Annotated in this window: 21 protein-coding genes; 9 read left to right on the top strand and 12 right to left on the bottom strand. The window is 70.6% G+C overall.

Annotated elements, in window-relative coordinates; translation table 11 throughout:
* Nucleotides 1-4 precede the first annotated feature (4 nt).
* The 3 genes from BV453_RS15615 (at nt 5) to BV453_RS15625 (ending at nt 1,521) form a co-directional block, all read left to right on the top strand.
* The gene (locus BV453_RS15615; RefSeq protein ID WP_249522008.1) at nt 5-418 is read left to right on the top strand and encodes a thioredoxin family protein; all 414 of its coding nucleotides are present in this window, start codon (nt 5-7) and stop codon (nt 416-418) included.
* A 20-nt stretch (nt 419-438) separates the two neighbouring features.
* Nucleotides 439-1,011: a DUF4395 domain-containing protein gene (locus BV453_RS15620; protein WP_249522009.1), complete on the top strand. Its 573-nt coding sequence runs from the start codon at nt 439-441 to the stop codon at nt 1,009-1,011.
* A gap of 84 nt (nt 1,012-1,095) precedes the next feature.
* A complete protein-coding gene (locus BV453_RS15625; RefSeq protein ID WP_085607318.1) occupies nt 1,096-1,521 on the top strand; it encodes an OsmC family peroxiredoxin in 426 nt (141 codons plus the stop codon).
* A 12-nt stretch (nt 1,522-1,533) separates the two neighbouring features.
* Here the strand turns inward: BV453_RS15625 and BV453_RS15630 are convergent, their stop codons facing one another.
* The 5 genes from BV453_RS15630 to BV453_RS15650 form a co-directional block, all read right to left on the bottom strand.
* Complete coding sequence (locus BV453_RS15630; RefSeq protein ID WP_082749918.1) at nt 1,534-1,968, bottom strand: hypothetical protein; 435 nt, start codon at nt 1,966-1,968, stop codon at nt 1,534-1,536.
* On the bottom strand, nt 1,968-2,708 hold the full coding sequence (gene dapB / locus BV453_RS15635; RefSeq protein WP_025103213.1) for a 4-hydroxy-tetrahydrodipicolinate reductase: 741 nt from the start codon (nt 2,706-2,708) through the stop codon (nt 1,968-1,970). Before dapB ends, BV453_RS15630 begins: the two co-directional genes overlap by 1 nt.
* 55 nt (nt 2,709-2,763) lie before the next feature.
* Nucleotides 2,764-3,366: a histidine phosphatase family protein gene (locus BV453_RS15640; RefSeq protein ID WP_025103212.1), complete on the bottom strand. Its 603-nt coding sequence runs from the start codon at nt 3,364-3,366 to the stop codon at nt 2,764-2,766.
* Nucleotides 3,367-3,439: 73 nt separating this feature from the next.
* The gene (locus BV453_RS15645) at nt 3,440-4,468 is read right to left on the bottom strand and encodes an aldo/keto reductase (protein ID WP_025103211.1); all 1,029 of its coding nucleotides are present in this window, start codon (nt 4,466-4,468) and stop codon (nt 3,440-3,442) included.
* Between the two features lie 214 nt (nt 4,469-4,682).
* A complete protein-coding gene (locus tag BV453_RS15650; protein ID WP_060921087.1) occupies nt 4,683-6,956 on the bottom strand; it encodes a polyribonucleotide nucleotidyltransferase in 2,274 nt (757 codons plus the stop codon).
* Nucleotides 6,957-7,315: 359 nt separating this feature from the next.
* Here BV453_RS15650 and BV453_RS15655 point away from each other — a divergent pair, with 359 nt between their 5' ends.
* Complete coding sequence (locus BV453_RS15655) at nt 7,316-8,626, top strand: UDP-glucose/GDP-mannose dehydrogenase family protein (RefSeq protein WP_249522010.1); 1,311 nt, start codon at nt 7,316-7,318, stop codon at nt 8,624-8,626.
* A gap of 13 nt (nt 8,627-8,639) precedes the next feature.
* Here BV453_RS15655 and BV453_RS15660 read toward each other — a convergent pair whose 3' ends face one another.
* Complete coding sequence (locus BV453_RS15660; RefSeq protein ID WP_025103208.1) at nt 8,640-10,580, bottom strand: GDSL-type esterase/lipase family protein; 1,941 nt, start codon at nt 10,578-10,580, stop codon at nt 8,640-8,642.
* 188 nt (nt 10,581-10,768) lie between these two features.
* On the opposite strand from BV453_RS15660, the gene BV453_RS15665 reads away from it, so the two are divergent.
* Nucleotides 10,769-10,948 (top strand): DUF5302 domain-containing protein, encoded by a 180-nt coding sequence (locus BV453_RS15665; RefSeq protein WP_025103207.1) that lies wholly within the window; start codon nt 10,769-10,771, stop codon nt 10,946-10,948.
* Between the two features lie 109 nt (nt 10,949-11,057).
* On the opposite strand, the gene BV453_RS15670 is transcribed toward BV453_RS15665, so the two are convergent.
* Nucleotides 11,058-11,702: an FMN reductase gene (locus BV453_RS15670; protein WP_025103206.1), complete on the bottom strand. Its 645-nt coding sequence runs from the start codon at nt 11,700-11,702 to the stop codon at nt 11,058-11,060.
* 1 nt (nt 11,703) lies between these two features.
* The gene (locus tag BV453_RS15675) at nt 11,704-12,930 is read right to left on the bottom strand and encodes an LLM class flavin-dependent oxidoreductase (RefSeq protein ID WP_126893042.1); all 1,227 of its coding nucleotides are present in this window, start codon (nt 12,928-12,930) and stop codon (nt 11,704-11,706) included.
* Between the two features lie 111 nt (nt 12,931-13,041).
* Here BV453_RS15675 and BV453_RS15680 point away from each other — a divergent pair, with 111 nt between their 5' ends.
* Both BV453_RS15680 and BV453_RS15685 read left to right on the top strand, forming a co-directional pair.
* Nucleotides 13,042-14,172 (top strand): acyltransferase family protein, encoded by a 1,131-nt coding sequence (locus tag BV453_RS15680; protein ID WP_025103204.1) that lies wholly within the window; start codon nt 13,042-13,044, stop codon nt 14,170-14,172.
* Nucleotides 14,169-15,053: a serine hydrolase gene (locus tag BV453_RS15685; RefSeq protein WP_249522011.1), complete on the top strand. Its 885-nt coding sequence runs from the start codon at nt 14,169-14,171 to the stop codon at nt 15,051-15,053. Before BV453_RS15680 ends, BV453_RS15685 begins: the two co-directional genes overlap by 4 nt.
* Before the next feature lie 6 nt (nt 15,054-15,059).
* On the opposite strand, the gene efeB is transcribed toward BV453_RS15685, so the two are convergent.
* The 3 genes from efeB to efeU all read right to left on the bottom strand — a co-directional run bounded on the left by efeB (nt 15,060) and on the right by efeU (nt 18,557).
* A complete protein-coding gene (gene efeB, locus BV453_RS15690; RefSeq protein WP_283399104.1) occupies nt 15,060-16,322 on the bottom strand; it encodes an iron uptake transporter deferrochelatase/peroxidase subunit in 1,263 nt (420 codons plus the stop codon).
* Between the two features lie 67 nt (nt 16,323-16,389).
* Nucleotides 16,390-17,622, bottom strand: a complete 1,233-nt coding sequence (gene efeO, locus BV453_RS15695) for an iron uptake system protein EfeO (RefSeq protein ID WP_249522013.1) — start codon at nt 17,620-17,622, stop codon at nt 16,390-16,392.
* Nucleotides 17,619-18,557 carry an iron uptake transporter permease EfeU gene (efeU, locus tag BV453_RS15700; RefSeq protein ID WP_025103200.1) on the bottom strand — a complete coding sequence of 313 codons (939 nt, stop codon included), beginning with the start codon at nt 18,555-18,557 and terminating at the stop codon, nt 17,619-17,621. The genes efeO and efeU overlap by 4 nt, the downstream gene beginning before the upstream one ends.
* 150 nt (nt 18,558-18,707) lie before the next feature.
* Between efeU and BV453_RS15705 the strand changes: the two genes are divergently transcribed.
* Nucleotides 18,708-19,712 carry an isopenicillin N synthase family oxygenase gene (locus BV453_RS15705; protein ID WP_025103199.1) on the top strand — a complete coding sequence of 335 codons (1,005 nt, stop codon included), beginning with the start codon at nt 18,708-18,710 and terminating at the stop codon, nt 19,710-19,712.
* A gap of 99 nt (nt 19,713-19,811) precedes the next feature.
* On the opposite strand, the gene rpsO is transcribed toward BV453_RS15705, so the two are convergent.
* Complete coding sequence (rpsO, locus tag BV453_RS15710; protein WP_017203073.1) at nt 19,812-20,081, bottom strand: 30S ribosomal protein S15; 270 nt, start codon at nt 20,079-20,081, stop codon at nt 19,812-19,814.
* Between the two features lie 185 nt (nt 20,082-20,266).
* Between rpsO and BV453_RS15715 the strand changes: the two genes are divergently transcribed.
* Nucleotides 20,267-21,562, top strand: coding sequence for an MFS transporter (locus BV453_RS15715; protein WP_025103198.1), 1,296 nt, complete (start codon nt 20,267-20,269; stop codon nt 21,560-21,562).
* Nucleotides 21,563-21,590 lie beyond the last annotated feature (28 nt).

Genomic DNA, 21,590 nt, shown 5'->3' on the forward strand with positions numbered 1-21,590 from the left:
AGGGATGTCCCCCGCGCTCGCTTTCGCCGCCCTGGCCGCGCTTCTGGTGCTCGCCACCGTGGTCGGGCTCGTGCTCCGCGGGAGAGAGGGTCGCCGCCGCGACGGCGGCGACCTGCGGTTCGATCCCGCTGATGCGGAGGACGCGGCGCTGGGGGCCACGGCGACGCTCGTGCAGTTCAGCACGGAGACCTGCGCCCGCTGCCCGCAGGTGCGTCGTCTTCTGGGCTCCTTCGCGTCCGAGGACGCCGGCCTCGCGCACATCGAGGTCGATCTCACGCACCGCCCGGATCTCTCGGCGCGCTACCGTGTGCTGCAGACACCGACCACCTTCGTGCTCGACGCCACCGGGCGCGTCAGGGCCCGGTTCGCGGGCATACCCGCTCGCGAGAGCCTGACCCACGCCCTCGCCGCCGTCTGAGACCCCGTCTGGAGCAGATGATGAACCCTCCCCCCGGAATCGATCCGCGCGGGCCCCGCTTCGCCGCCGGGATCACCGCACTCCTGCTCGCCGTCGCGACGTTCCTGGCCCTCATCGGGATCTCCACCGCGCGGACCACCGATGGCTGGTTCGCGCTCACGGCGTCGTCGGAGTTCGCGTTCATCGGAGGAGGCGGGTGGGCGGTCTCCGCCGCGGGGCCGGTCGCGCGTGTCCTCGACCCGGGCTTCCTCCTCGCCACACTGATCGCGCTCCTGTTCCTCTGGGGCGTCGTCTCTCCCGCCACCGCCCCGTGGGGCGTCCTCTACCGCCGCCTCGTCCGTCCGCGCCTCGCGCCGCCCGCAGAGCTGGAGGATCCGCGTCCCCCGCGGTTCGCCCAGGGCGTTGGTCTCGTCGTCGTGGGATTCGGCCTCCTGCTCCACCTCGCCGGGGTGCCGTGGGCCCTTCCGATCGCCACCGCCGCCGCGTTCCTCGCCGCCTTCCTCAACGCCGTGTTCGGACTGTGCCTCGGGTGCCAGCTCTACCTCCTGCTGCAGCGCGTCGGGCTCACCGGCCGACCGCGCCGCGCCGCCTGACGCCGGTTCCCGAAGGCCCGGTCGCTCGGTAGGCTGACGAGCAAGCGACGCCGCTCCCCCGGTGGCGTCAGAACCGGAGGAACCATGCCCGTCACCAGTGAAGCCGCCGCCACCTGGACCGGATCGCTCACGGAGGGTTCCGGCACGGTCGCCTTCTCCTCCTCGCATCTGGGGACGTTCCCGATCGACTGGAAGTCGCGCAGCGAGGGCAGCGAGACGACCACGACGCCGGAGGAGCTCATCGCCGCGGCCCATGCCTCCTGCTTCAGCATGGCGCTCTCGCACGCACTCACCGAGAACGGCACGCCCCCGGAGCGCGTCGACACCAGCGCCTCGGTCACCTTCAAGCCGGGCGTCGGCATCACCGGCAGCCACCTCAACGTCAACGCGACCGTGCCGGGTCTGACCGCGGAGAAGTTCCAGGAGATCGCCGAGGGGGCGAAGACCGGTTGCCCGGTGTCCCAGGCTCTCGCGGGCATCGAGATCACGCTCGAGGCGACTCTCGCCTGAGCCGCGTGGACCTCAGGCGCGGGAGAGGCTGATCGCCTGTCGGATGCTCGCCCTGGCGTCCTTGCGGCGTCCCGCCGCGTCCTGCACGACGCCGAGGCGATAGCGCGCCCGCCAGTCGGTGGGCGCCGCCTCCGCCTCCGCCGTGTAGCGCGCGACGAGCGCGTCGGCATCCTTGCGGGCGATGCGTCCGCTGGGCGTGAGCTCGGTCTCCACGGGCGGCATACCGCCCTCGGCGTCGAGCAGGCGTCCCAGACGGTCGGCACCGAACCCGAAGAGCATCTCGCGCACCAGCGCCCACCCGCCCACGGGTGCGAGCACGAGGAGCGTGATGCCCATCCCGATGGAGACAGGCGTGCCCACGGCGAGGAACATGACGGCGAGCCAGCCCGCCACCACGAGGTAGAGCAGGAGGGCCGCGGCCATCAGCCCGACCCCGATCCGCGACATCACGAGCGGATGCCGATGTCGAGCATGTTCTCCAGGCCCACCACGACGCCGGTGGCGGTGGCCGCATAGGGCACGGCCAGGCGGATCCCCGGCGCATACGCCAGGCCCGGGTCGGTGGTGTCATGCGTGAAGGTCAGCGACTCCCCCGGACCGGACAGGATCACCTCCTGCTTGGCGATCACCCCGGGGCGGCGGAGCGAGTGGATGGGCACGCTGCCGACCTGCTGACCTCGGGCGCGCTGATCGGCATGCGGCGCACTCACCGGACCCTGCGTCGCGCGCGCGGCGGCGATGAGCTCCGCCGTGCGGACGGCTGTCCCGCTGGGCGAGTCCACCTTCGTCTCCCGGTGTGCCTCGACGATCTCGACCGAGCCGAAGTAGGGCGCGGCGGCCGCCGCGAGGGCCGAGCCGAGAACGGAGCCGAGGGAGAAGTTCGGGATGAACACCGCTCCCGTGTCGGCGGCTTCGACGAGCGGCCGGACGAGGGCGATCCGCTCCGCCGACCAGCCGGAGGTGGCCACGAGGATGTTGAGCCCGTGCTCCACGGCCGTGCGCACCACGTCGATGCTGACCTGCGGGGTTGAGGCATCGATCACGAGGTCGGCGCCCGCGAGCTCCGACAGGTCGCTCGCCGACGTCAGCACCCGGCTCACCTCGAAGCCCTCGAGCTCCTCGATCACCGCAGCGATGATCGTCCCGAGCTTTCCGGTCCCGCCGACGAGGGCTACCTTCGTGGTCATGCGTCCAGTCTATTTCCGGGCGTCGGCCGGGGGTCGCGGCGCGCGGAGGCGTCGATCAGACCAGCAGCGCGTCCGGGATGCCCGTCCGCAGCTCCATCGGAAGATGGCCGGTGTCGTTGTGCGTGAGCAGGGTCCATGGCCGTCCCTGCTTCTGCGCGATCACCGTCAACCCGCAGTGCGACTGGTTCAGGGTCATCCAGCGCCAGTCCGGTGCGGCGAGCACCTCGCGCACGAACCACGAGATCACGAAGTTGTGGGTGATGAGCACCTCGTGCACGTCGCCGGTCTTCCGCACGAGGAACTCGTTGACGGCATCGGACATCTGCGCGCGGCCCGCCTCGATCTCCGCCTCGGTCACGGAGCCGAAGAAGGGCTCGAACACGGCCGGCGTCTCCTCCGTCATCCCCGTCGGCACGCAGTCGAAGAGCAGAGCGGAGGGCTCCGGATCCACGGAGGGGAGTCGGCCGGCGATCGCTCGCGCCGTCTCCGCGGCGCGGAGGAGCGGCGAATGCCAGACGGCGTCGAGCGGGAGGCCGGACAGGCGATCCGCGATCAGCTCCGCCTGCCGCTGACCGCGCGGGGAGAGGGGTCCGTCGGCGAGGCCGTGCTCGGCATCCTGATGTTCACCGTGTCTGACCAGATATATGTAGTGCGTCACAACTCGCTCGCTCGCCTCGTCGCCAGCATCCGCCGGTCTTCCTCTTCCACCCTATGTCACGGGCGCCGCGAGCTCAGGCGCCCGCGCGGGTGAGGTCGGCGACCTGTACCCGGGACAGCGTCACGCCCGCGCCCTGCATGAGCTCGTCGACGTGGTCGGTCGCGAACGTGTTCACGATCGGCGCGGCGACCGTGCGCTGCGCGAGCAGCCACGCGATGGACACGGCCGCGACAGGCACGGCGAGCTCCGCTGCGACCTGATCCAGCGCACGCAGCACCTTGGTCCCTCGGCGGTTGAGGTGACCCCGGAGCTGCTCGCCGCGGACGCCGCGCGACGCGACCGCCTTCGTCCGGTGACGGCCGGACAGGAATCCGTGCTCCAGCGCGTGGGACGGCGTCACGGCGAGGTTCTGCGCGCCGGCGACGAGCCGCAGGTCGCCCTCGAACGGCTGCCGACGGACGAGGTTGTACGGCGTGTCGATGACCGTGATGCGCGGATAACCCGCCGACGCGAGGATCCGCGCCTCGACGAGCCTCTCCGGCGTGAAGCCGTACGCGCCGAGCGCCCCGATCTTCCCCGCCTCGACGAGCCACTCGACCGTGGCCAGGGTGTCTTCGAGGTTGGTCGTCGCATCCAGCGTGGCGTCGAGGTACAGCACGTCGATGCGCTCGACGCCGAGCCGGGTCAGCGACCCCTCGACGGCACGGACGAGGTTGACCGATCCCAGGCCGGGGTTGTCGGCGTGCGCGCCGATGCGCACGCTCAGGACCACCCGCTCGCGCTGGTCCCGCGACCGCAGCCACTGCCCGAGGATGTGCTCGCTGCGCCCGCCGGAGAACCCGTCCGCGGTATGGATGGCGTTGCCACCGAACTCCACGTAGCGGTCGAGGATGCCGTGGCTCGTCTCGAGATCGACGTTCCATCCGAACTCCGCGGCGCCGAGCATGAGCGGGAACGTCTCGTACCCGGTCTCGCCGAGGGCGGCACGGATGGACTCCCCGACCCCGGGACCGACGATCGGGATGGGGGCGGAGGGGTGGTCCTCATGCTCCTGCGGGGCGCGTTCAGCAGGTGTTCCTGCGCCTACGCTGAACAACCGCATACTCTCACCCCCGCCGTGATCGGCCGGAGCCGATCGACATCACTGCTTCGCTGGCACCCCCCGGTGCGTACTTCGAGGGTATGCGACGTGCGCGAACGTCCCGACCAATCCGGGGAACGGCGCGCAAACTTCCCATAACGTTTCGATCACGGCACAGACGACGGAACCCGGGCCCCTCCGACGGAGAGACCCGGGTTCCGTGTCATCCGTTGTCTTACTCGGCGGCGTCCTCGGCCGGAGCCTCGTCCGCAGCGGGCGCGTCGTCGAGCACGGGCTCGAGCGACAGCTTGCCGCGGTCGTCGATCTTCGTGATCTTCACGAGGATCTTCTGGCCGACGGAGAGCACGTCCTCGACGTTCTCCACACGCTTGCCACCGGCGAGCTTGCGCACCTCGGTGACGTGCAGCAGACCGTCCTTGCCCGGCAGCAGCGAGATGAAGGCGCCGAAGGTCGCGATCTTCACGACGGTGCCGAGGAACTGCTCGCCGACCTCCGGGTTGGTCGGGTTGGCGATCGCGTTGACCTGGGCACGGGCGGCCTCGGCCGAGGGGCCGTCGGTCGCGCCGATGTAGACGGTGCCGTCCTCCTCGATGGAGATCTGCGCACCGGTCTCGTCCTGGATCGCGTTGATCGTCTTGCCCTTCGGGCCGATCAGCTCGCCGATCTTGTCGACCGGGATCTGGACGCTGATGACGCGCGGCGCGGTGGGTGCCATCTCGTCGGGAGCGTCGATCGCGGCGTTCAGGACGTTGAGGATCGTCAGACGAGCGTCCTTGGCCTGGGTCAGCGCGCCCGCGAGCACCGACGACGGGATGCCGTCGAGCTTCGTGTCGAGCTGGATGGCGGTGACGAACTCGCTCGTGCCGGCGACCTTGAAGTCCATGTCACCGAGCGCGTCCTCCGCACCCAGGATGTCGGTCAGCGCCGCATACCGGGTCTCCCCGTTGACCTCGTCGGAGACGAGGCCCATCGCGATGCCGGCGACGGGGGCGCGCAGCGGCACACCCGCGTTGAGGAGCGAGAGGGTCGACGCGCAGACGGAGCCCATCGAGGTGGAGCCGTTGGAGCTCAGCGCCTCGGACACCTGACGGATCGCGTACGGGAACTCCTCGCGGCTCGGCAGAACCGGCACCAGAGCGCGCTCGGCGAGGAAGCCGTGCCCGATCTCGCGACGCTTCGGCGAACCCACCCGGCCGGTCTCACCGGTCGAGTAGGGCGGGAAGTTGTAGTGGTGCATGTAGCGCTTGCTGGTCGTGGGCGACAGCGAGTCGATCTGCTGCTCCATCTTCAGCATGTTCAGCGTGGTGACACCCATGATCTGGGTCTCGCCGCGCTGGAAGATCGCGGAGCCGTGCACGCGCGGGATGACCTGCACCTCGGCGTCGAGCGGACGGATGTCCGCCAGCCCGCGGCCGTCGATGCGGGTGCCCTCGGTGAGGATGCGACCACGCACGATCTTCTTCGTGACGGACTTGTACGCCGCGGAGAACTCCAGCGGGGCCGCAGCCGGGAGCGAGCCCGCCTCGGTGGCCTCGATGAGCTCGGCCTTGACGCGGTCCTTGATCGCGTCGTCGGCGTTCTGGCGCTCGGTCTTGTCGGCGATCTGGTAGACGTCGCTCAGCTCGGCGAACGCGCGCTCGGACACGAAGTCGTAGACCTCGTCGCTGTACGCGGGGAAGACCGGGTACACGCCCGGCTCCTTCGACGCGGTGGCGGCGAGCTCGGCCTGGGCCTTGACGAGCTGGGCGATGAACGGCTTCGAGGCCTCGAGGCCCTGGGCCACGATGGTCTCGTCGGGCTTGGTGGCGCCGGCCTTGATCAGGTTCCAGCTGCCCTCGGTCGCCTCGGCCTCGACCATCATGATCGCGACGTCCTCGGAGCCGTCGGCCTTGGTGACCACGCGGCCGGCGACGATGAGGTCGAACACGGCCTCGGAGACCTGCTCGGCGGTCGGGAACGCGACCCACTGGTCCTCGTGCTGACCGTGACCGGGGATGAACGCGAGGCGCACACCGGCGACGGGGCCCGAGAACGGCAGACCCGAGATCTGGGTCGACGCGGACGCGGCGTTGATCGCGAGGGCGTCGTAGAACTCGCCCGGGGCGATCGAGAGGACCGTGATGACGATCTGGACCTCGTTGCGCAGGCCGTCGACGAACGACGGACGCAGCGGGCGGTCGATCAGACGGCAGACCAGGATCGCCTCGGTCGAGGGACGACCCTCACGACGGAAGAACGAGCCGGGGATCTTGCCGGCGGCGTAGGAGCGCTCCTCGACGTCGACCGTCAGCGGGAAGAAGTCGAAGCCCTCACGCGGGTGCTTGCCCGCGCTCGTGGCCGACAGGAGCATGGTCTCGCCGTCCAGGTAGGCGGCGACGGCGCCCTGAGCCTGCTGCGCGAGGCGGCCGGTCTCGAAGCGGATGGTGCGGGTGCCGAAGCGGCCGTTGTCGAGAACGGCCTCGGTGGCGGTGATTTCAGGACCTTCCAAGAGGTCTCTCCTTCTTTGTTTAGACTCGCGAATCCGTGTGACGCGCGAGCGTGTTCAAAGGAGCGGAACGGAAGGGTTCGGGCGCGCGGGCATTCCCGCGAATCTCGCCTGCGCTGGCCACCAGTAGAAAGCCACCCGACCTGCGCCGAGGAACCCACCACAGGGGACCAGCTTCTCCGCCGATCGCTCCATGAGTCGATGTGAAGTTATCGGATGACCGGGGTCACCCTCGACCACACTACCAGCGTGTGCCCGAAGACCCGAGGGCTCCACGCGCGACCCGGTCCCGACACCCGACCGTCACCCGGTGTTCACCGCGCGTGCGCCGGAGCGAGAGAAGGCTCGGCTGTGCTGAGCGCATGCGGATGTCAGTGATCGGATGCGGGTATCTGGGAGCGGTGCACGCCGCGGCGATGGCCTCGCTCGGTCACGATGTCGTGGGGATCGACGTGGACGAGGGCAAGGTCGCCGACCTCACCGCGGGTGCCGCGCCCTTCTTCGAGCCCGGCCTCGCCGAGCTCCTCGCGGAGGGAGTGCGGTCAGGGCGGTTGCGCTTCGCCGCGGATCCGGCGGCCGCTGCCGGGGCGGAGGTGCACTTCCTCGCGGTCGGCACCCCGCAGTCCGCCTCCGGGCCCGCAGCCGACCTCCGCTTCGTCGACGCGGCGATCGACGGGCTGCTCCCGCACCTGCGACCGGGGGCGGTGGTGGCCGGGAAGTCGACGGTGCCCGTGGGCACTGCCGCCCGTCTCGCCCGTCGGATCGCGGAGACCGGCGCGACGCTCGCCTGGAACCCCGAGTTCCTCCGGGAGGGCTGGGCCGTCCACGACACCCTCCGGCCCGACCGTCTGGTGGTCGGGGCCGAGGACACCCGGCAGGGCGTCGCCGCCGTCGACCTGCTCCGCCGCGTGTACGCCGCGGCGATCGACGCGGGCGCGCCCTTCCTCGTCACCGACCTCGCCACCGCTGAGCTCGTGAAGGGTGCCGCCAACGCGTTCCTCGCGACGAAGATCTCGTTCATCAACGCCATGGCCGAGATCGCCGAGGCGGCCGGAGCGGACGTCACCCTCCTCGCCGAAGCACTCGGACACGACTCGCGCATCGGCCGCCGCTACCTCGGCTCGGGGATCGGGTTCGGGGGCGGCTGCCTGCCCAAGGATATCCGCGCGTTCGCGGCCCGCGCCGAGGAGCTCGGACGCGGGGAGGCCGTCGGGTTCCTCCACGAGGTGGACGCCATCAACCTCCGCCGACGGGATCGGGCGGTGCGCCTCGTGGTGGATGCGCTCGGCGGCCTCGTCTTCGGGAGGAGGATCGCCGTCCTCGGCGCGGCCTTCAAGCCCTTCAGCGACGACGTCCGCGATTCCCCCGCCCTGGAGGTGGCCGTGCGGCTGCGCGGACTGGGCGCCGATGTCGTGGTGACCGACCCCGCGGCGATCGAGAACGCCCGCGCACGGCATCCGCAGCTCGGGTACGACTCGTCCAGGGACGAGGCCCTGCGGGACGCGGATGCGGTCGTCGTCGTCACGGAGTGGGACGAGTACCGCCGGGAGCTCCATCCGCAGCACGCCGGCGGGCTCGTGCGGGGCCGCATCGTGATCGACGGGCGGAACTGTCTGGACGCCGACGCCTGGCGGGCTGCCGGCTGGACCTACCACGGGATGGGGCGACGCTGAGGCCTCGCGCCCGTCAGACCACACTGGCGTCCTGCGGCACGGTGGAGCGCCCGAGGTAGACGTAGTCGTCGTGCTTCGCCCGACGCCCGTCTCCCGCGGCGCGGCCGTGCAGTCGTCGCCACACCCACGGGAGCGCGTACTGCCGCCACCAGGCCGCTCGTCCGATCGGCTCGTTCTCGTGCAACGCCGCATCCAGCGCTCCCAGCGCATCGGCGTGCGGTACCCCGAGCACCTCCGCGACGCGATAGGCGAGCACGCGGTGCCCCCGACTGCCGAGATGCACGAGGTCCTCGCCCCAGTGCTGTCGCTCTCCCAGCGCCGGGAGCAGATCCGTGTCGATGAGGATCGCACCGGTCCGCGCAGCGACCCCGGCGAGCGCCGTGGCGAAGGCGGAGAAGCGCCGCGCGTACAGCGCCGCCGCTCGGCGGGCGGGCAGGAACGGCGTGACCAGGATCACGTCGGCACCGGTCGCGCGAAGCCGCCGCACCGCGGTCTCCAGGCTCGCGGCGAGCGCGGGCACGTCGACGCGGTGCCTCACGAGATCGTTGGCACCCACCAGGACGGTGACCAGGTCGGGGCGGAGTTCGCGCGCCCGCTCCAGCTGCGGTCCGCACACGTCGGACACCCGCTTCGACCGGATCGCGAGGTTCGCGTAGTGGAGGCCTCCCCGCGCGGCGAGGAGCAGCGCGAGCCGGTCCGCCCACCCGCGGAGCGCCCCATCGGGTCCGGGGTCGCAGAGGCCCTCGGTCACCGAGTCGCCGAGGGCGACGATCCGCCGCCAGCGGCGCGCGGGGGCGGGCGGGGCCGGCTCCGGCCGGACGAGGCGGCGAGCGCGCAGACGACGGTCCACGGCATGCAGCGTCCGCGCCTCCTCGAAGTGATCCAGGAGCTGATCTCCGAGGTGCGCCCAGCTCCGGCCCTGCACCGCGCTCCAGCCCGCCTCCCCGAACGCCCGACGCCGGCGCTCGTCTCCGGCGAGATCGGTCACGCGACGGCGGAGCTCTGCGAGGTCTCCTGGTCGGTAGAGCCACCCGTCGACGCCGGGCCGGACGAGGTCGAGCGGGCCTCCTCTGCCTGTGGCGACCACGGGGACACCGCTCGCATGGGCCTCCTGGAGTGTCTGCCCGAAGGTCTCGCTCTCCCCCGGATGCACGAAGACGTCGAAGGAGGCCAGCGCCGCCGCGAGCGCCTCCCCGTCGAGCCGCCCGAGGAAGAGGGCGTCGGGAAGCTGCTCCTGCAGCCGCTCCCTCCGGGGGCCGTCTCCGACGATGACGAGACGCGTGCCGGGGATGCCGTGCAGCGCGGCGAGATCCTCCACCTGCTTCTCGGGGGCGAGGCGTCCGACGTAGCCGATGACGGTCTCGGCTCCCCACTCGGCCCGAAGCGCGTCGCTGCGCCGCGAGGGGTGGAAGAGCTCGGCGTCCACACCCCGCCCCCAGGGCCGGATGCGGTCGATGCCGAGCCGGCTCAGCTGCTGTGCCGACTCGGTGGACGGCGCGAGCGTGAGTGTGGCCCTCCTGTGCAGTCGGGCGATGTGGGCATGGGCGATCCCGGTCGTCGCCGCGACGCGATATCTCTCCGTATAGGCGGCCACGTCGGTCTGGTACGCCGCGACCGTTCCGACACCCCCGCGTTCTGCGGCGAGCAGGCCCCGCCACCCGAGCGCGAACGGCGACGCCAGGTGGACGACGTCGGGACGGAAGCGGTCGAGCTCCGCGCCGATCCTCCGAGTGGTCGCCGCGCCCACCCGGACGTCCCGGTACCCCGGGAGCGGGACGCTGGGAATCGCGGTGACAGGCGCGCCGTGCAGCTCCACCGGCATTCCGATCGCGGCCGGAGCGAGCACACAGGAGTCATGCCCTCGGCGCTCCAGGTGACGGAGGATCTGCATCACGGATCCGGTCACACCGTTCATGTGCGGAAGGAAGGACTCGGTGACGATCGCGACTCTCACACCCTCAGGATGGCGGCGCTCCCCGTCCCCGCCGAGGGGAATCGGCGTCGGGCACCGGATGTTCACCGGATGCTGGATAACGGGTCACCGGCTATCCGCGCTCTGGTTCCCGCTCACCGCCTCGGGGTCGGTCGCGACCGACGCGGCGACCCTCGCCGCTCGTCCGGCCGTGCTCTAGGCTCGGGAGCATGAGCACCGAAGAAGGCGCCGGCTCCTCCTCCGAGGACATGAAGCGCAAGTTCAAGGAAGCGCTCGAGAAGAAGAACGCGCACCACCGGCAGGGCGAGGCTCACCTCGACGGCGATTCCGCCGTGCACGCCGCCCACGCCCCGCAGACGCGGCGCGAGTTCCGACGCAAGAGCGGTTGACCGCGAGGATGCGGGAGCCGGTCTCCTGCTCCCGCATCCCCCTCCGCAGACACGGACGTGCCCCGCGCCGGAAGGCACGGGGCACGTCGCTGTCGGGCGGCCGTTCCGGTCACTCCCCGGCGAGACCGCCGAGCATGTGACCGAAGGAGCGTCCCTCACCCAGGTAGGTGGCGGGGTCGTACGGGTCGACGACCGCGGCGGCATCCCGGCGCGCGACCGCCTCGGCGAGTTCCCTCGCTCCCTTCTCGACCCGCTTCGCCAGCGGCGCGACGTCGTCCCCCGCGCCGCCCCAGTCGCTCGACGCCGCGAAGACGCCCGTCGACACGGCCTCGGCATGCAGGTAGGCGAACAGCGGACGGATCGCGTAGTCGATCGCGAGCGAGTGCCGTGGCGTTCCCGCGTTCGCTCCGATCAGCACCGGCTTCCCGGTGAGCGCGTCCGGGTCGAGCACGTCGATGAACGACTTGAACAAGCCCGAGTAGCTCGTCGAGAAGATCGGGGTGACCGCGATCAGCGCGTCGGCCGAGACGACGGTGTTGATCGCCGTCTCGAGTGCGGGAGGCGCGAAGCCGGTCAGCATGTTGTTCGTGATGTCGTGCGCGTGGTCGCGCAGCTCGATCACGTCGACGGTGGCCTCGATGTCGCGCTCCGCGAGCGCCTTCACGGTCTCCGCGGCCAGCCGGTCGGCGAGCATCCGGGTGGACGAGGGGTTGGACAGCCCCGCCGAGACGACGGCGATGCGACGCGTGGTCATGTCAGGCCTCCTTCCGGCCGAGTCCGAAGGCGGCACCCGCGGGCGCCGGCGTGTCCTGGTAGGGCGAGTCCCCGGTGAGGTTGTCTCCGCGGTTCGCACCGGGGCGCGCCTGCCGGGTAGGCCCGTCGCCGTACGTCGCCCGCACGCGCGCGGCGTGGGTCGGCGCGTCGGGCACCGTGGACGGGCGGTCCTTCGCGAGCTCCTTGCGGAGCACCGGCACGACCTCGGAGCCGAGGATGTCGAGCTGCTCGAGGACCGTCTTCAGCGGCAGACCCGCGTGGTCGATGAGGAACAGCTGGCGCTGGTAGTCGCCGTAGTGCTCGCGCATCGCCGCGTACCGGTCGATCACCTGCTGCGGTGATCCCACGGTCAGCGGGGTCATCTCGGTGAAGTCCTCCATGCTGGGGCCGTGACCGTAGACGGGCGCGTTGTCGAAGTACGGGCGGAACTGGTTCACCGCGTCCTGCGACTTCGCGGCCATGAACACCTGGCCGCCGAGACCGACGATCGCCTGCTCGCGCGTGCCGTGGCCGTAGTGCTCGAAGCGCTGACGGTACAGCTCGATGAGCCGCTGGTAGTGCTCCTTCGGCCAGAAGATGTTGTTCGCGAAGAAGCCGTCGCCGTAGTACGCGGCCTGCTCCGCGATCTCCGGGGTGCGGATCGAACCGTGCCACACGAACGGGGCGATGCCGTCGAGCGGACGGGGCGTGGAGGTGAAGCCCTGCAGCGGCGTGCGGAACTTGCCCTCCCAGTCGACGACGTCCTCGCGCCACAGCTTGTGCAGCAGCGCGTAGTTCTCGATCGCGAGCGGAAGGCCCTGACGGATGTCCTGCCCGAACCACGGGTACACCGGGCCGGTGTTGCCGCGGCCCAGCATGAGGTCCATGCGGCCGTCCGAGACGTGCTGCAGCATCGCGTACTCCTCGGCGATGCGCACCGGGTCGTTCGTCGTGATCAGCGTCGTCGAGGTCGAGACGATGAGGCGTTCCGTCTGGGCGGCGAGCGCGGCGAGGAATGTCGTGGGACTCGACGACCAGAAGGGCGGGTTGTGGTGCTCGCCGATGGCGAAGACGTCGAGGCCCACCTCCTCGGCGTGCGTGGCGATGGCCAGCGTCGCCTTGATCCGCTCCTGCTCGCTGGGGGTGACTCCCGTGGTGGGGTCGCGGGTGATGTCGCTGACCGACATGATGCCGAACTGCATCGCCTGCGCGCCTGACTGCTCGCTCATGATTGCTCCGTGTTCTCCGAATCGGATGCCGGACATCCGGTTCTATTCATTTGAATGTAATTGGGTCAACGCGTGCACGGCAACTTTATTCCCGACCGGTAGCCTCGGAGAATGAGCACCACCGGGGTCGGCACCACAGGACCCAGCACCGGACCGGTTCCCCGCAGACGCCGCCGCGTGCCCTTCTGGGACAACGCCCGCTACGCCTGCATCGTCCTCGTCGTGCTGGGCCATGCCATCCAGCGCCTCAGCTACGACTCGGACATCGCCTTCGCCTTCTATCTGGCGCTCTACGCGTTCCACATGCCGGCGTTCGCCATCATCTCGGGCTACTTCTCCAAGTCGGGCTCCCCCACCCGGACGCAGATGGCCCGCGTCATCACCGACATCATCCTCCCCTACGTCATCTTCGAGGCGCTCTGGACGCTCACGAAGTGGCTCGTGGAGGGAGAGACCACCCCGAACCCGACGCAGCCCAGCTGGACGCTCTGGTTCCTGCTCGCGCTCGGGATCTTCCGTCTCGTCCTCCCGTACCTCGCGCTCCTGCGCTGGCCGCTGCTGTGGACGATCGTGATCTCCATCGGCGCCGGCTATCTGCCGAACGTCGACAGCACGTTCTCACTCTCCCGGACCCTGGGCCTGCTGCCGTTCTTCACCCTGGGCTGGTGGCTCCGGGAGAAGAACGTCGTCGACCGCCTCCGCCTCCTCGACGTCCGCCCGTGGTGGAGCCGCGTCCTCGCGCTCGTCGTCCTCGGCACGGCCGGATGGGCGGCGTGGAACTGGCTGCCGCTGTGGCAGGCGGTCGACCTGCGGCACTGGCTGTTCTACGAGGATTCCTACGTCGACCTCGTCGGCGACCAGTGGTGGGCCGGCGGCATCCGCATCCTGCTCATGCTGCTCGCGGTCGTGCTGTGCGCCGCCTTCTTCGCCCTCATCCCCCGCGGCGCGTACTGGTGGACCACGTTCGGTCAGTACACGATGTACGTCTACCTCCTGCACTCCTTCGTGCTCTACCCGTTCCGCGAGAGCGGCGTGCTGCGCGACCTCGAGCCGACCTGGTTCTGGCTCCCTGCGGTCACGGCGCTCTCGGTGGTCCTCGCACTGCTGCTCGCGACCAAGCCCGTGCGACGGGTGTTCCGTCCGCTCGTGGAGCCGCGGCCGCGGTGGCTGTTCGCCGATCCCGAGCTCGCGTCGCGGGAAGGTCGCCGCAACGATCCGACCGGCTCCCGGCGTCCGCGATGACAGCCGCCCACCCCGCGTCCGAGGTCCGGGACCGGCTCGTCGCCATCGCCGACTCCCAGGGGTTCGCCGCGCACGGGCTCCACGTGCGCATCGGCGACGACACCGCGGATCACCGCTGGACGCCCGACGTCCGTGAGGACGTGCACTCGATCGCGAAGGGCGTCTGCGTGCTTGCGGCCGCCCTCGCCGCCGACGACGGACTGATCGGCCTGGACGACACCGTCGCCACCCTCCTGCCGGAGCACGAACTCGGCGAGGGCGTCGCTCACGTCACCCTGCGTCATCTGCTGTCGATGTCGAGCGGCATCGACCTGCCGTGGTCCGAGACGCTGATGACGGACTGGCCGGATCTGGCCCGCGAGTTCCTGCGACGGCCGTCGCGCGGGCGTGTGTTCCAGTACTCCAACGCGAGCACCTATACCGCGATGACCGCCCTCGCGACCCGCGTGGGCGACGTCGGCGACTACCTCTCGACGCGCCTCTTCGCCCCGCTCGGCATCGACGACGTGACGTGGTCCCGCTGCCCGAACGGACGCATCGAGGCGGGTGGCGGCCTGCCGCTCCGCACCGAGGAGGTCGCGCGCCTGGGGCTGCTCATCCGTGATCGCGGCTCCTGGCAGGGACGTCGACTCGTCGCCCCGGAGTGGATCGACGCCATGCACGAGGACGGCGTCGTCGCGGGCGTCAACCCTGGCTATGACCGCTATGCGCTCGCGGGCTGGCAGGGTCCGGGGCGGGCGTGGCGGCTGCACGGAGCCCACGGCCAGCTGCTGCTGTTCTTCGGCGACGCGGTGGTGACGGTGACCGCTCACGATCACGCCGGAGCGGATGCGTTCGCCGCGGACGCCGTCGCCGTCCTCGAAGACGTCGTCGCCGGCTGAGTCTGCTCAGGCGAACAGCTCCGCCCCCACGTACGAACCCGGTCGCGCTCCCGGCGGGATGGCCCAGATGCCCGAGCCCACGTGACGGATGTACTCGTTGAGTCGGTCGGTCGACAGGCGGCGCTGCAGGCTGATGAACTGGGCGGGATCACGCTGGTAGGACAGGAAGAACAGCCCGGCGTCGAGTCGTCCCAGGGCGTTGTTGCCGTCGACGTAGTTGTACCCGCGGCGCAGGATGCGGATGCCGTCGTTCTGCTCCGGATGCGCGAGCCGGACGTGACTGTTCTCATCGATCTCCGAGTCGCGGAAGTCGGGGGCCGTGAACTCGTCGCCTCCGGAGAGCGGTGCCCCGACCCCCTTGTCCCGTCCGATGATCGTGTCCTGCTCGGCCAGGCGCACCCGGTCCCAGGTCTCGATGAGCATGGCGATCTTCCGGGCGACCAGATACGAACCGCCGGCCATCCAGGACGGCTCGTCACCCTCGGCGACCCAGACGTGCTCGGCGAGCGCCGCGGTGTCGTCGGCGAGGATGTTGGCCGTGCCGTCCTTGAAGCCGAAGAGGTTCCGGGGCGTGGCCTGACTTGCCGTCGTGCGCGAGGTCTTGCCGAATCCGAGCTGCGACCAGCGCAGGCGGGCCCGCCCGAACGCGATGCGGCTGAGGTTGCGGATCGCGTGCACAGCGACCTGGGGGTCGTCGGCGCAGGCCTGGATGCACAGGTCGCCGTGCGACGCCGCCGGATCAAGGTCGTCCCCGAGGAAGGCGGGGAGCCGTTCGAGGCCGGACGGACGCCGAGCGGCGAGACCGTAGCGATCGCCGTCCTCGTTCTCGAACAGCCCCGGACCGAACCCGAACGTGAGGGTCAGGCCCGCGGCGGGGAGCCCCAGCGCCTCCCCCGTGTCATCCGGGGGCGCTTCGGCGGGACCGTTCACCGCGCCGCTCGCACTCACCTCCAGCCCCTGCGTCATCCGCGCCGCGGCGTACGACCAGTCCTGCAACAGGGAGATGAGGTCGTCCCGATCGGTGCGGGGCATCATGTCGAAGCTCGCGAAGTGCAGGTGGTCCTGCACGGGCGTCGTGATGCCGGCCTGGTGCGCGCCGAAGAACTCGTACCGCGACTCGGCGTCCTCGGCGGCACGCGCCCGCCCGAGCGCCATGCCTCCGGCCGTCCCGGCCCCCAGCCCGACGGCCAGGCCGGCGACACCACCGCCGACGGCCAGCCCGAGCAGCCCGCGGCGGCTGAGACCGCCGCCGGAGGGCTCCGACGGCAGGGCCGCCGGCGCCTCCCGGGCGACGGATTCCGACTCGTTCACGTCCGTGCTCCTCCGTGTGCCGTCGTCAGTCGAGCACCGTGCCGGTGAGCTGCGAGAGCGGCTCGGCGAGCGCGTTGATGAGGTCGGTGAATTCGCGCTTGTCGGCATCGGTCAGCTCGCCGTACCCCACGAAGCCCTCGGCGAGCGAGCCGTGCGCGGCGAGGGACTCCTCGAGGGCGGTGTATCCGGTCTCGATCTCGGAGACGAGGGCCTCGCCGTCGGCGCCCTGCGCCGCGGCGAAGTCCTGCACCAGCGAGAAGGCCATCTTGGAGCCCTCGACGTTCGCGGCGAAGTCGAAGAGATCCGTGCCGGACCACCAGTCCTCCTCGCCGGAGATCTTGCCGGTGGCCACCTCGTCGAGCAGTGCGATCGCGCCGTTCGAGATGCCGCCGATCCCCTGGTCATCCAGCGCGGTGGTGAAGTCGTCCGAGTGCACGTAGTCGTACAGCTCCTGCACGTCGGCCAGGAGCAGGTCGCCGTAATCGGCGCGCTCCGCGGGCGTGGACGGCGCCCAGTCCTGCCATGCCGGGGTCTCTCCGTCGGCGTTCAGTGCGTCCTTCGCCGGCGCCCAGAGGTCCTTCTCGATGCGGTGGAAGCCGGTCCAGTCCAGGCCCTCCGCCACCGCATCGACCTCTCGGTAGTCGATCCGCGGGTCGAGGTCTCCGAGCGCCTCGGCGACGGGCTCGATGCGCTCGTAGAACGCCCTCGTCTGCGGGAAGAGCGTACGGGCGGTCTCGTCGTCGCCGGACTCGTAGGCGGTCACGAGGTCTTCCACGGCCGGCACGAGCTGCCCGACCTGATCCTTCACGAACGCCCCGTAGAGATCGACGGCCTTCTGCTTCTGCTCGGCGTCGGGGCCGTCCACCGCCACGCGGTCTCCGGTCACCGTGAACGACGCCCGGCCGACACCGTCGCCGACCATGCCCGGCTTGCAGAGCGTGAAGTACTCGCCCGGCTGGGCGACCACCGTGAGGGTGCGGGACGCGGCCGGGGCGATGTTCTCGACCTCGCCGACGATCCGCAGTCCGTCCTCGGCCAGCAGGTAGAACTCGGAGACCTGATCGGTGTCGTTCGTCACATCGAACGTCAGCGTCCCGCTCTTCGCGGTGGACGCGGAGACGGCGCAGTCCGTGGCGGTGGATGAGACGTCGAACGCCGCCGTCGCCTGGGCATCGCTCTTCGCGACGCAGCCGCTGAGGAGGAGGACGGCGGTACCCGCGGCGGCTGCCGCGGCGAGGACCCGGTGCGAGGTGATCATGCTGCTCCTTGCTGTGTGAGGGAAGACGTCGGGGTGGCGGCGGAGGCGCCGCGCGTCGAAGGGCGTGCCGAGCGCAGGCCGCGGAGGTAGAGCCCGCCCACGACGAGGATGTAGAGACCCCAGGCGAGCACCTGCAGCCAGGTCATGGCGGGCATGAAGCCGACCGTGGCCTGCAGGACGGAGGCCAGCGCGCCGCCGGGAGCGATCGCCGCCGACACGTCGAACGCCCAGCCGAACGGGAAGCCGGCCGCGCCCACGGCGACGGCGCCGGTGACCGGGTCGAGCGGAGCGGCGGCGGTGAACGGGCCAGGAAGGGCGCCCGCCTCCTGCAGATCCATCAGCGCGTAGGCGAGGACGCCGGCCGCGACGATCACGAGGAAGCCGCCCGTCCAGGCGAAGAAGCGGCGCAGGTCCAGGCGCAGCGCCCCGCGGGAGATGAGCCAGCCGAGCACGACGGCCACGGAGAGTCCCAGGAGCGCGCCGACGAGGGCCGAGGGGGCGTCGCCGAAGGACTGCACCATCGACCACAGCAGCAGCGTGGTCTCGATCCCCTCGCGGGCGACGGAGACGAAGCCGATCGCGATGAGCGCCCAGAGACCACCCACCGTCAGCGCGCGATCGATGCCGCCCTCCAGAGTCGCCTTCATGGTGCGGCCGGCGCGCTGCATCCAGAAGATCATCCACGTCACCATCGCCACCGCGACGAGGGACAACCCGCCGCCGATCAGCTCCTGCGCCTGGAAGGTCAGTTCGTAGGCCCCGAAGGTCAGGATCGCGCCGATGCCCAGAGCGAGGGCGATCGCGAGACCGACCCCGGCCCACATCTTCGGCAGCGCGTCCCGGCGACCGAGACGGCGGAGGTAGGCGACGAGGATGCCGACGACGAGCGCGGCTTCGAGACCCTCGCGGAGTCCGATGAGGAAGGTGGCGAGCACGGGAGACACTCTCTGACTGACGACTGAGGTAAGGCATCCCTTACCACCGAGACTCTAGCACCGCAACCGGCGCCGCCCCGACACCACCGCCGGAGGTAATGGAGTGCAACAGAGCGTCCTCCGGCCACATCCCCGACATAGCCTCGGTCCATGGCTGAACTCTCGCTCCCCATCCTCGACCTGTCCCAGCTCGACGACGGCCCCGAGGCCGCGGCGCGCTTCCGCGACGACCTCCGCGCGGCCACTCACGACGTCGGCTTCTTCTACCTGACCGGCACCGGGATCTCACCGGAACTCGAGGCGCGGCTGCACCAGGCGGCCCTCGACTTCTTCGCCCTGCCGGAGGAGGACAAGCTCGCGATCGAGAACGTCAACAGCCCGCACTTCCGCGGCTACACCCGGATCGGCGGGGAACGGACGCAGGGCAAGGTCGACTGGCGCGAGCAGATCGACATCGGCCCCGAGCGCGAGCCGGTGGACGGCGGCCCCGCCTTCAACCGCCTCATCGGCCCCAACCTCTGGCCGGCCGCCCAGCCCGAGCTGAAGCAGGTCGTCACCGAGTGGCACGACGCCCTGACGGAGATCGCCCGCAAGCTCCTGCGCGCCTGGGCCCTCACTCTCGGGGCCGAGGAGACCTACTTCGACGAGACGTTCCGCGATCCGTCCACCCTGATCAAGATCGTGCGGTACCCGGGCACGAACGAGCCGGAACCGCAGCAGGGCGTCGGCGCGCACAAGGACTCCGGGGTGCTGACGCTGCTCTGGGTCGAGCCCGGCAAGGGCGGGCTCCAGGTCGAGCGTGACGGCGAGTGGGTGTCGGCTCCCCCGGTTCCCGGCGCCTTCGTCGTCAACATCGGCGAGCTGCTCGAGTACGCCACCGGCGGCTACCTCAAGGCGACGAACCACCGGGTGATCTCGCCGCGGGCGCCCGAGGAGCGCATCTCGATCCCGTTCTTCTTCAACCCCGCCCTCGACCAGCAACTGCCGTTGCTCGAGCTCCCCGCCGACCTCGCCGCCGAGGCCACCGGAGTCACCGAGGACCCGAGCAATCCGATCCACGCGACCTACGGCGAGAACGCCATGAAGTCCCGCCTGCGGGCGCACCCCGACGTGGCGGCCATCCACCACCCCGACCTGGTGCAGGCGCCCGCCTGAGCGGATCCACACCGTCCGGACATGACGAAGGCCGCCCCACACCGTGGGGCGGCCTTCTCAAGAATGTTCTGCGCGATTGAACGCTGGGTCCGTGGTGCCTTATCGGCGAAGACCAAGGCGTGCGATCAGCGAGCGGTACCGCTCGATGTCGACGCTCTGGAGGTAGCCGAGCAGACGACGGCGCTGACCCACGAGCAGGAACAGACCACGACGCGAGTGGTGGTCGTGCTTGTGCTCCTTCAGGTGCTCGGTGAGGTCCTTGATGCGCTGCGTCAGCATCGCGGCCTGCACCTCGGGGGATCCGGTGTCACCGGGGTGCGTCGCGTACTCTTCGATGATCGCCTTCTTGACGTCTGCTTCCAGTGCCATAGATTCGATCCCCTCTCTGCTTGTTGCGCGGCGCCCGACGCCTGATGCGTGAGCTCTCTTTATCCGCGGCCGATCGAACGGCAACCTGACGAGTCTACCAGCCCGAACGACCACGACGGGACACGGGGTCCGGAGCGGGGCGCACCGGTCAACTAGGCTCGGGATGTGCAGAAGAAGATCGCCCTGTGAGCTCCCGACGCGGCCATCTGATCGACCTCACCCCGCTGAAGGCGAGCCCGGCCTTCGCCCGGATGTGGATCGGCTCGACGCTCGCCGGCATCGGCGGTCAGCTCACCATCGTGACCGTGATGCTGCACGTGTTCGAACTGACCGAGAGCACGTTCGCCGTCTCGATGATCGCCGTCGCCGGTCTCCTCCCGATGATCCTCGCCGGTCTGTACGGCGGCATGCTCGCCGACGCGTTCGACCGCCGGCGGGTCGCGCTGATCGCGGCCACCGTGACGTTCGCCTCCACCGCGCTCCTCGCCGCGCTCACGTGGACGGGGACGGAGACGATCTGGTGGCTGTACGCGCTGAGCATCGTGAATTCGGCGGCGAACTCGGTCGGCATGGCCACCCGGACGGCGATCGTCCCCCGGCTCATCCCCCGCCGCATGCTCGCCGCCGCGTCCGCGCTCAACGGCGTCGCCTTCGGACTCACGGTCATGGCCGGCCCCGCGCTGGCCGGACTCCTCGTGGCCCTCACCGGGTACGGCTGGACGTACACGATCGACGTCGTGCTCATGCTGTCGATGTTCCTCGGACTGTGGACCCTCCCCGCCCTGCGCCCCGAAGGCGACACCGTGCGCCCCGGTCTCGCCTCACTCGTCGACGGCTGGCGCTTCCTCCGCCGGGCGGGCAACATCCGGATGCAGTACGTCATGGACATCATCGCGATGACCTTCGGGCAGCCGCTCGTGCTCTTCCCGGCGCTGGGCACCGTGATCCTCGGCGGCGGGGCGTTCACGACCGGCATCCTCACGGCGGCGGTCGCCGTCGGCACCTTCTCCTCGAGCCTGTTCTCCGGCCGCGTGGTGCAGTACCGGTGGCACGGTCGTGGGATCGCCCGTGCCATCGAGGCCTACGGCGCCGCGATCGCCCTGTTCGGCGTCGTCCTCCTGATCGGCGCCTTCTCCGCGACGCCCGCCGGCGAGGACCGGCCGCACGTCCTCCTCATCGTCGCCGCCTGCGTGGCGCTCGCGCTCTCCGGCGCCTCGGACAACATCAGCTCGATCTATCGCAACACCATGATGCAGGCGGCAGTGCCCGACGCCATGCGCGGACGCCTGCAGGGGCTCTTCGTCGTCGTGGTGACCGGCGGCCCCCGCGTCGGCGCCCTCTACGCCGGGACCCTCGCGACGCTGACGTCGCTGTGGTTCCCCCCGCTGCTCGGCGGCATCCTCGTGATCGTGCTCGTCGCCCTCCTCGCCCGTCGGCACCCGCGGTTCCGCGCCTACGACGCAGAGAACCCCGAGCCCTGACAGGCCCGGGGTTCGGAGAGGTCTGCGC

Origin of the sequence: Microbacterium sp. ER1, from assembly GCF_023383675.1 — a bacterium.
Lineage (GTDB): Bacteria > Actinomycetota > Actinomycetes > Actinomycetales > Microbacteriaceae > Microbacterium.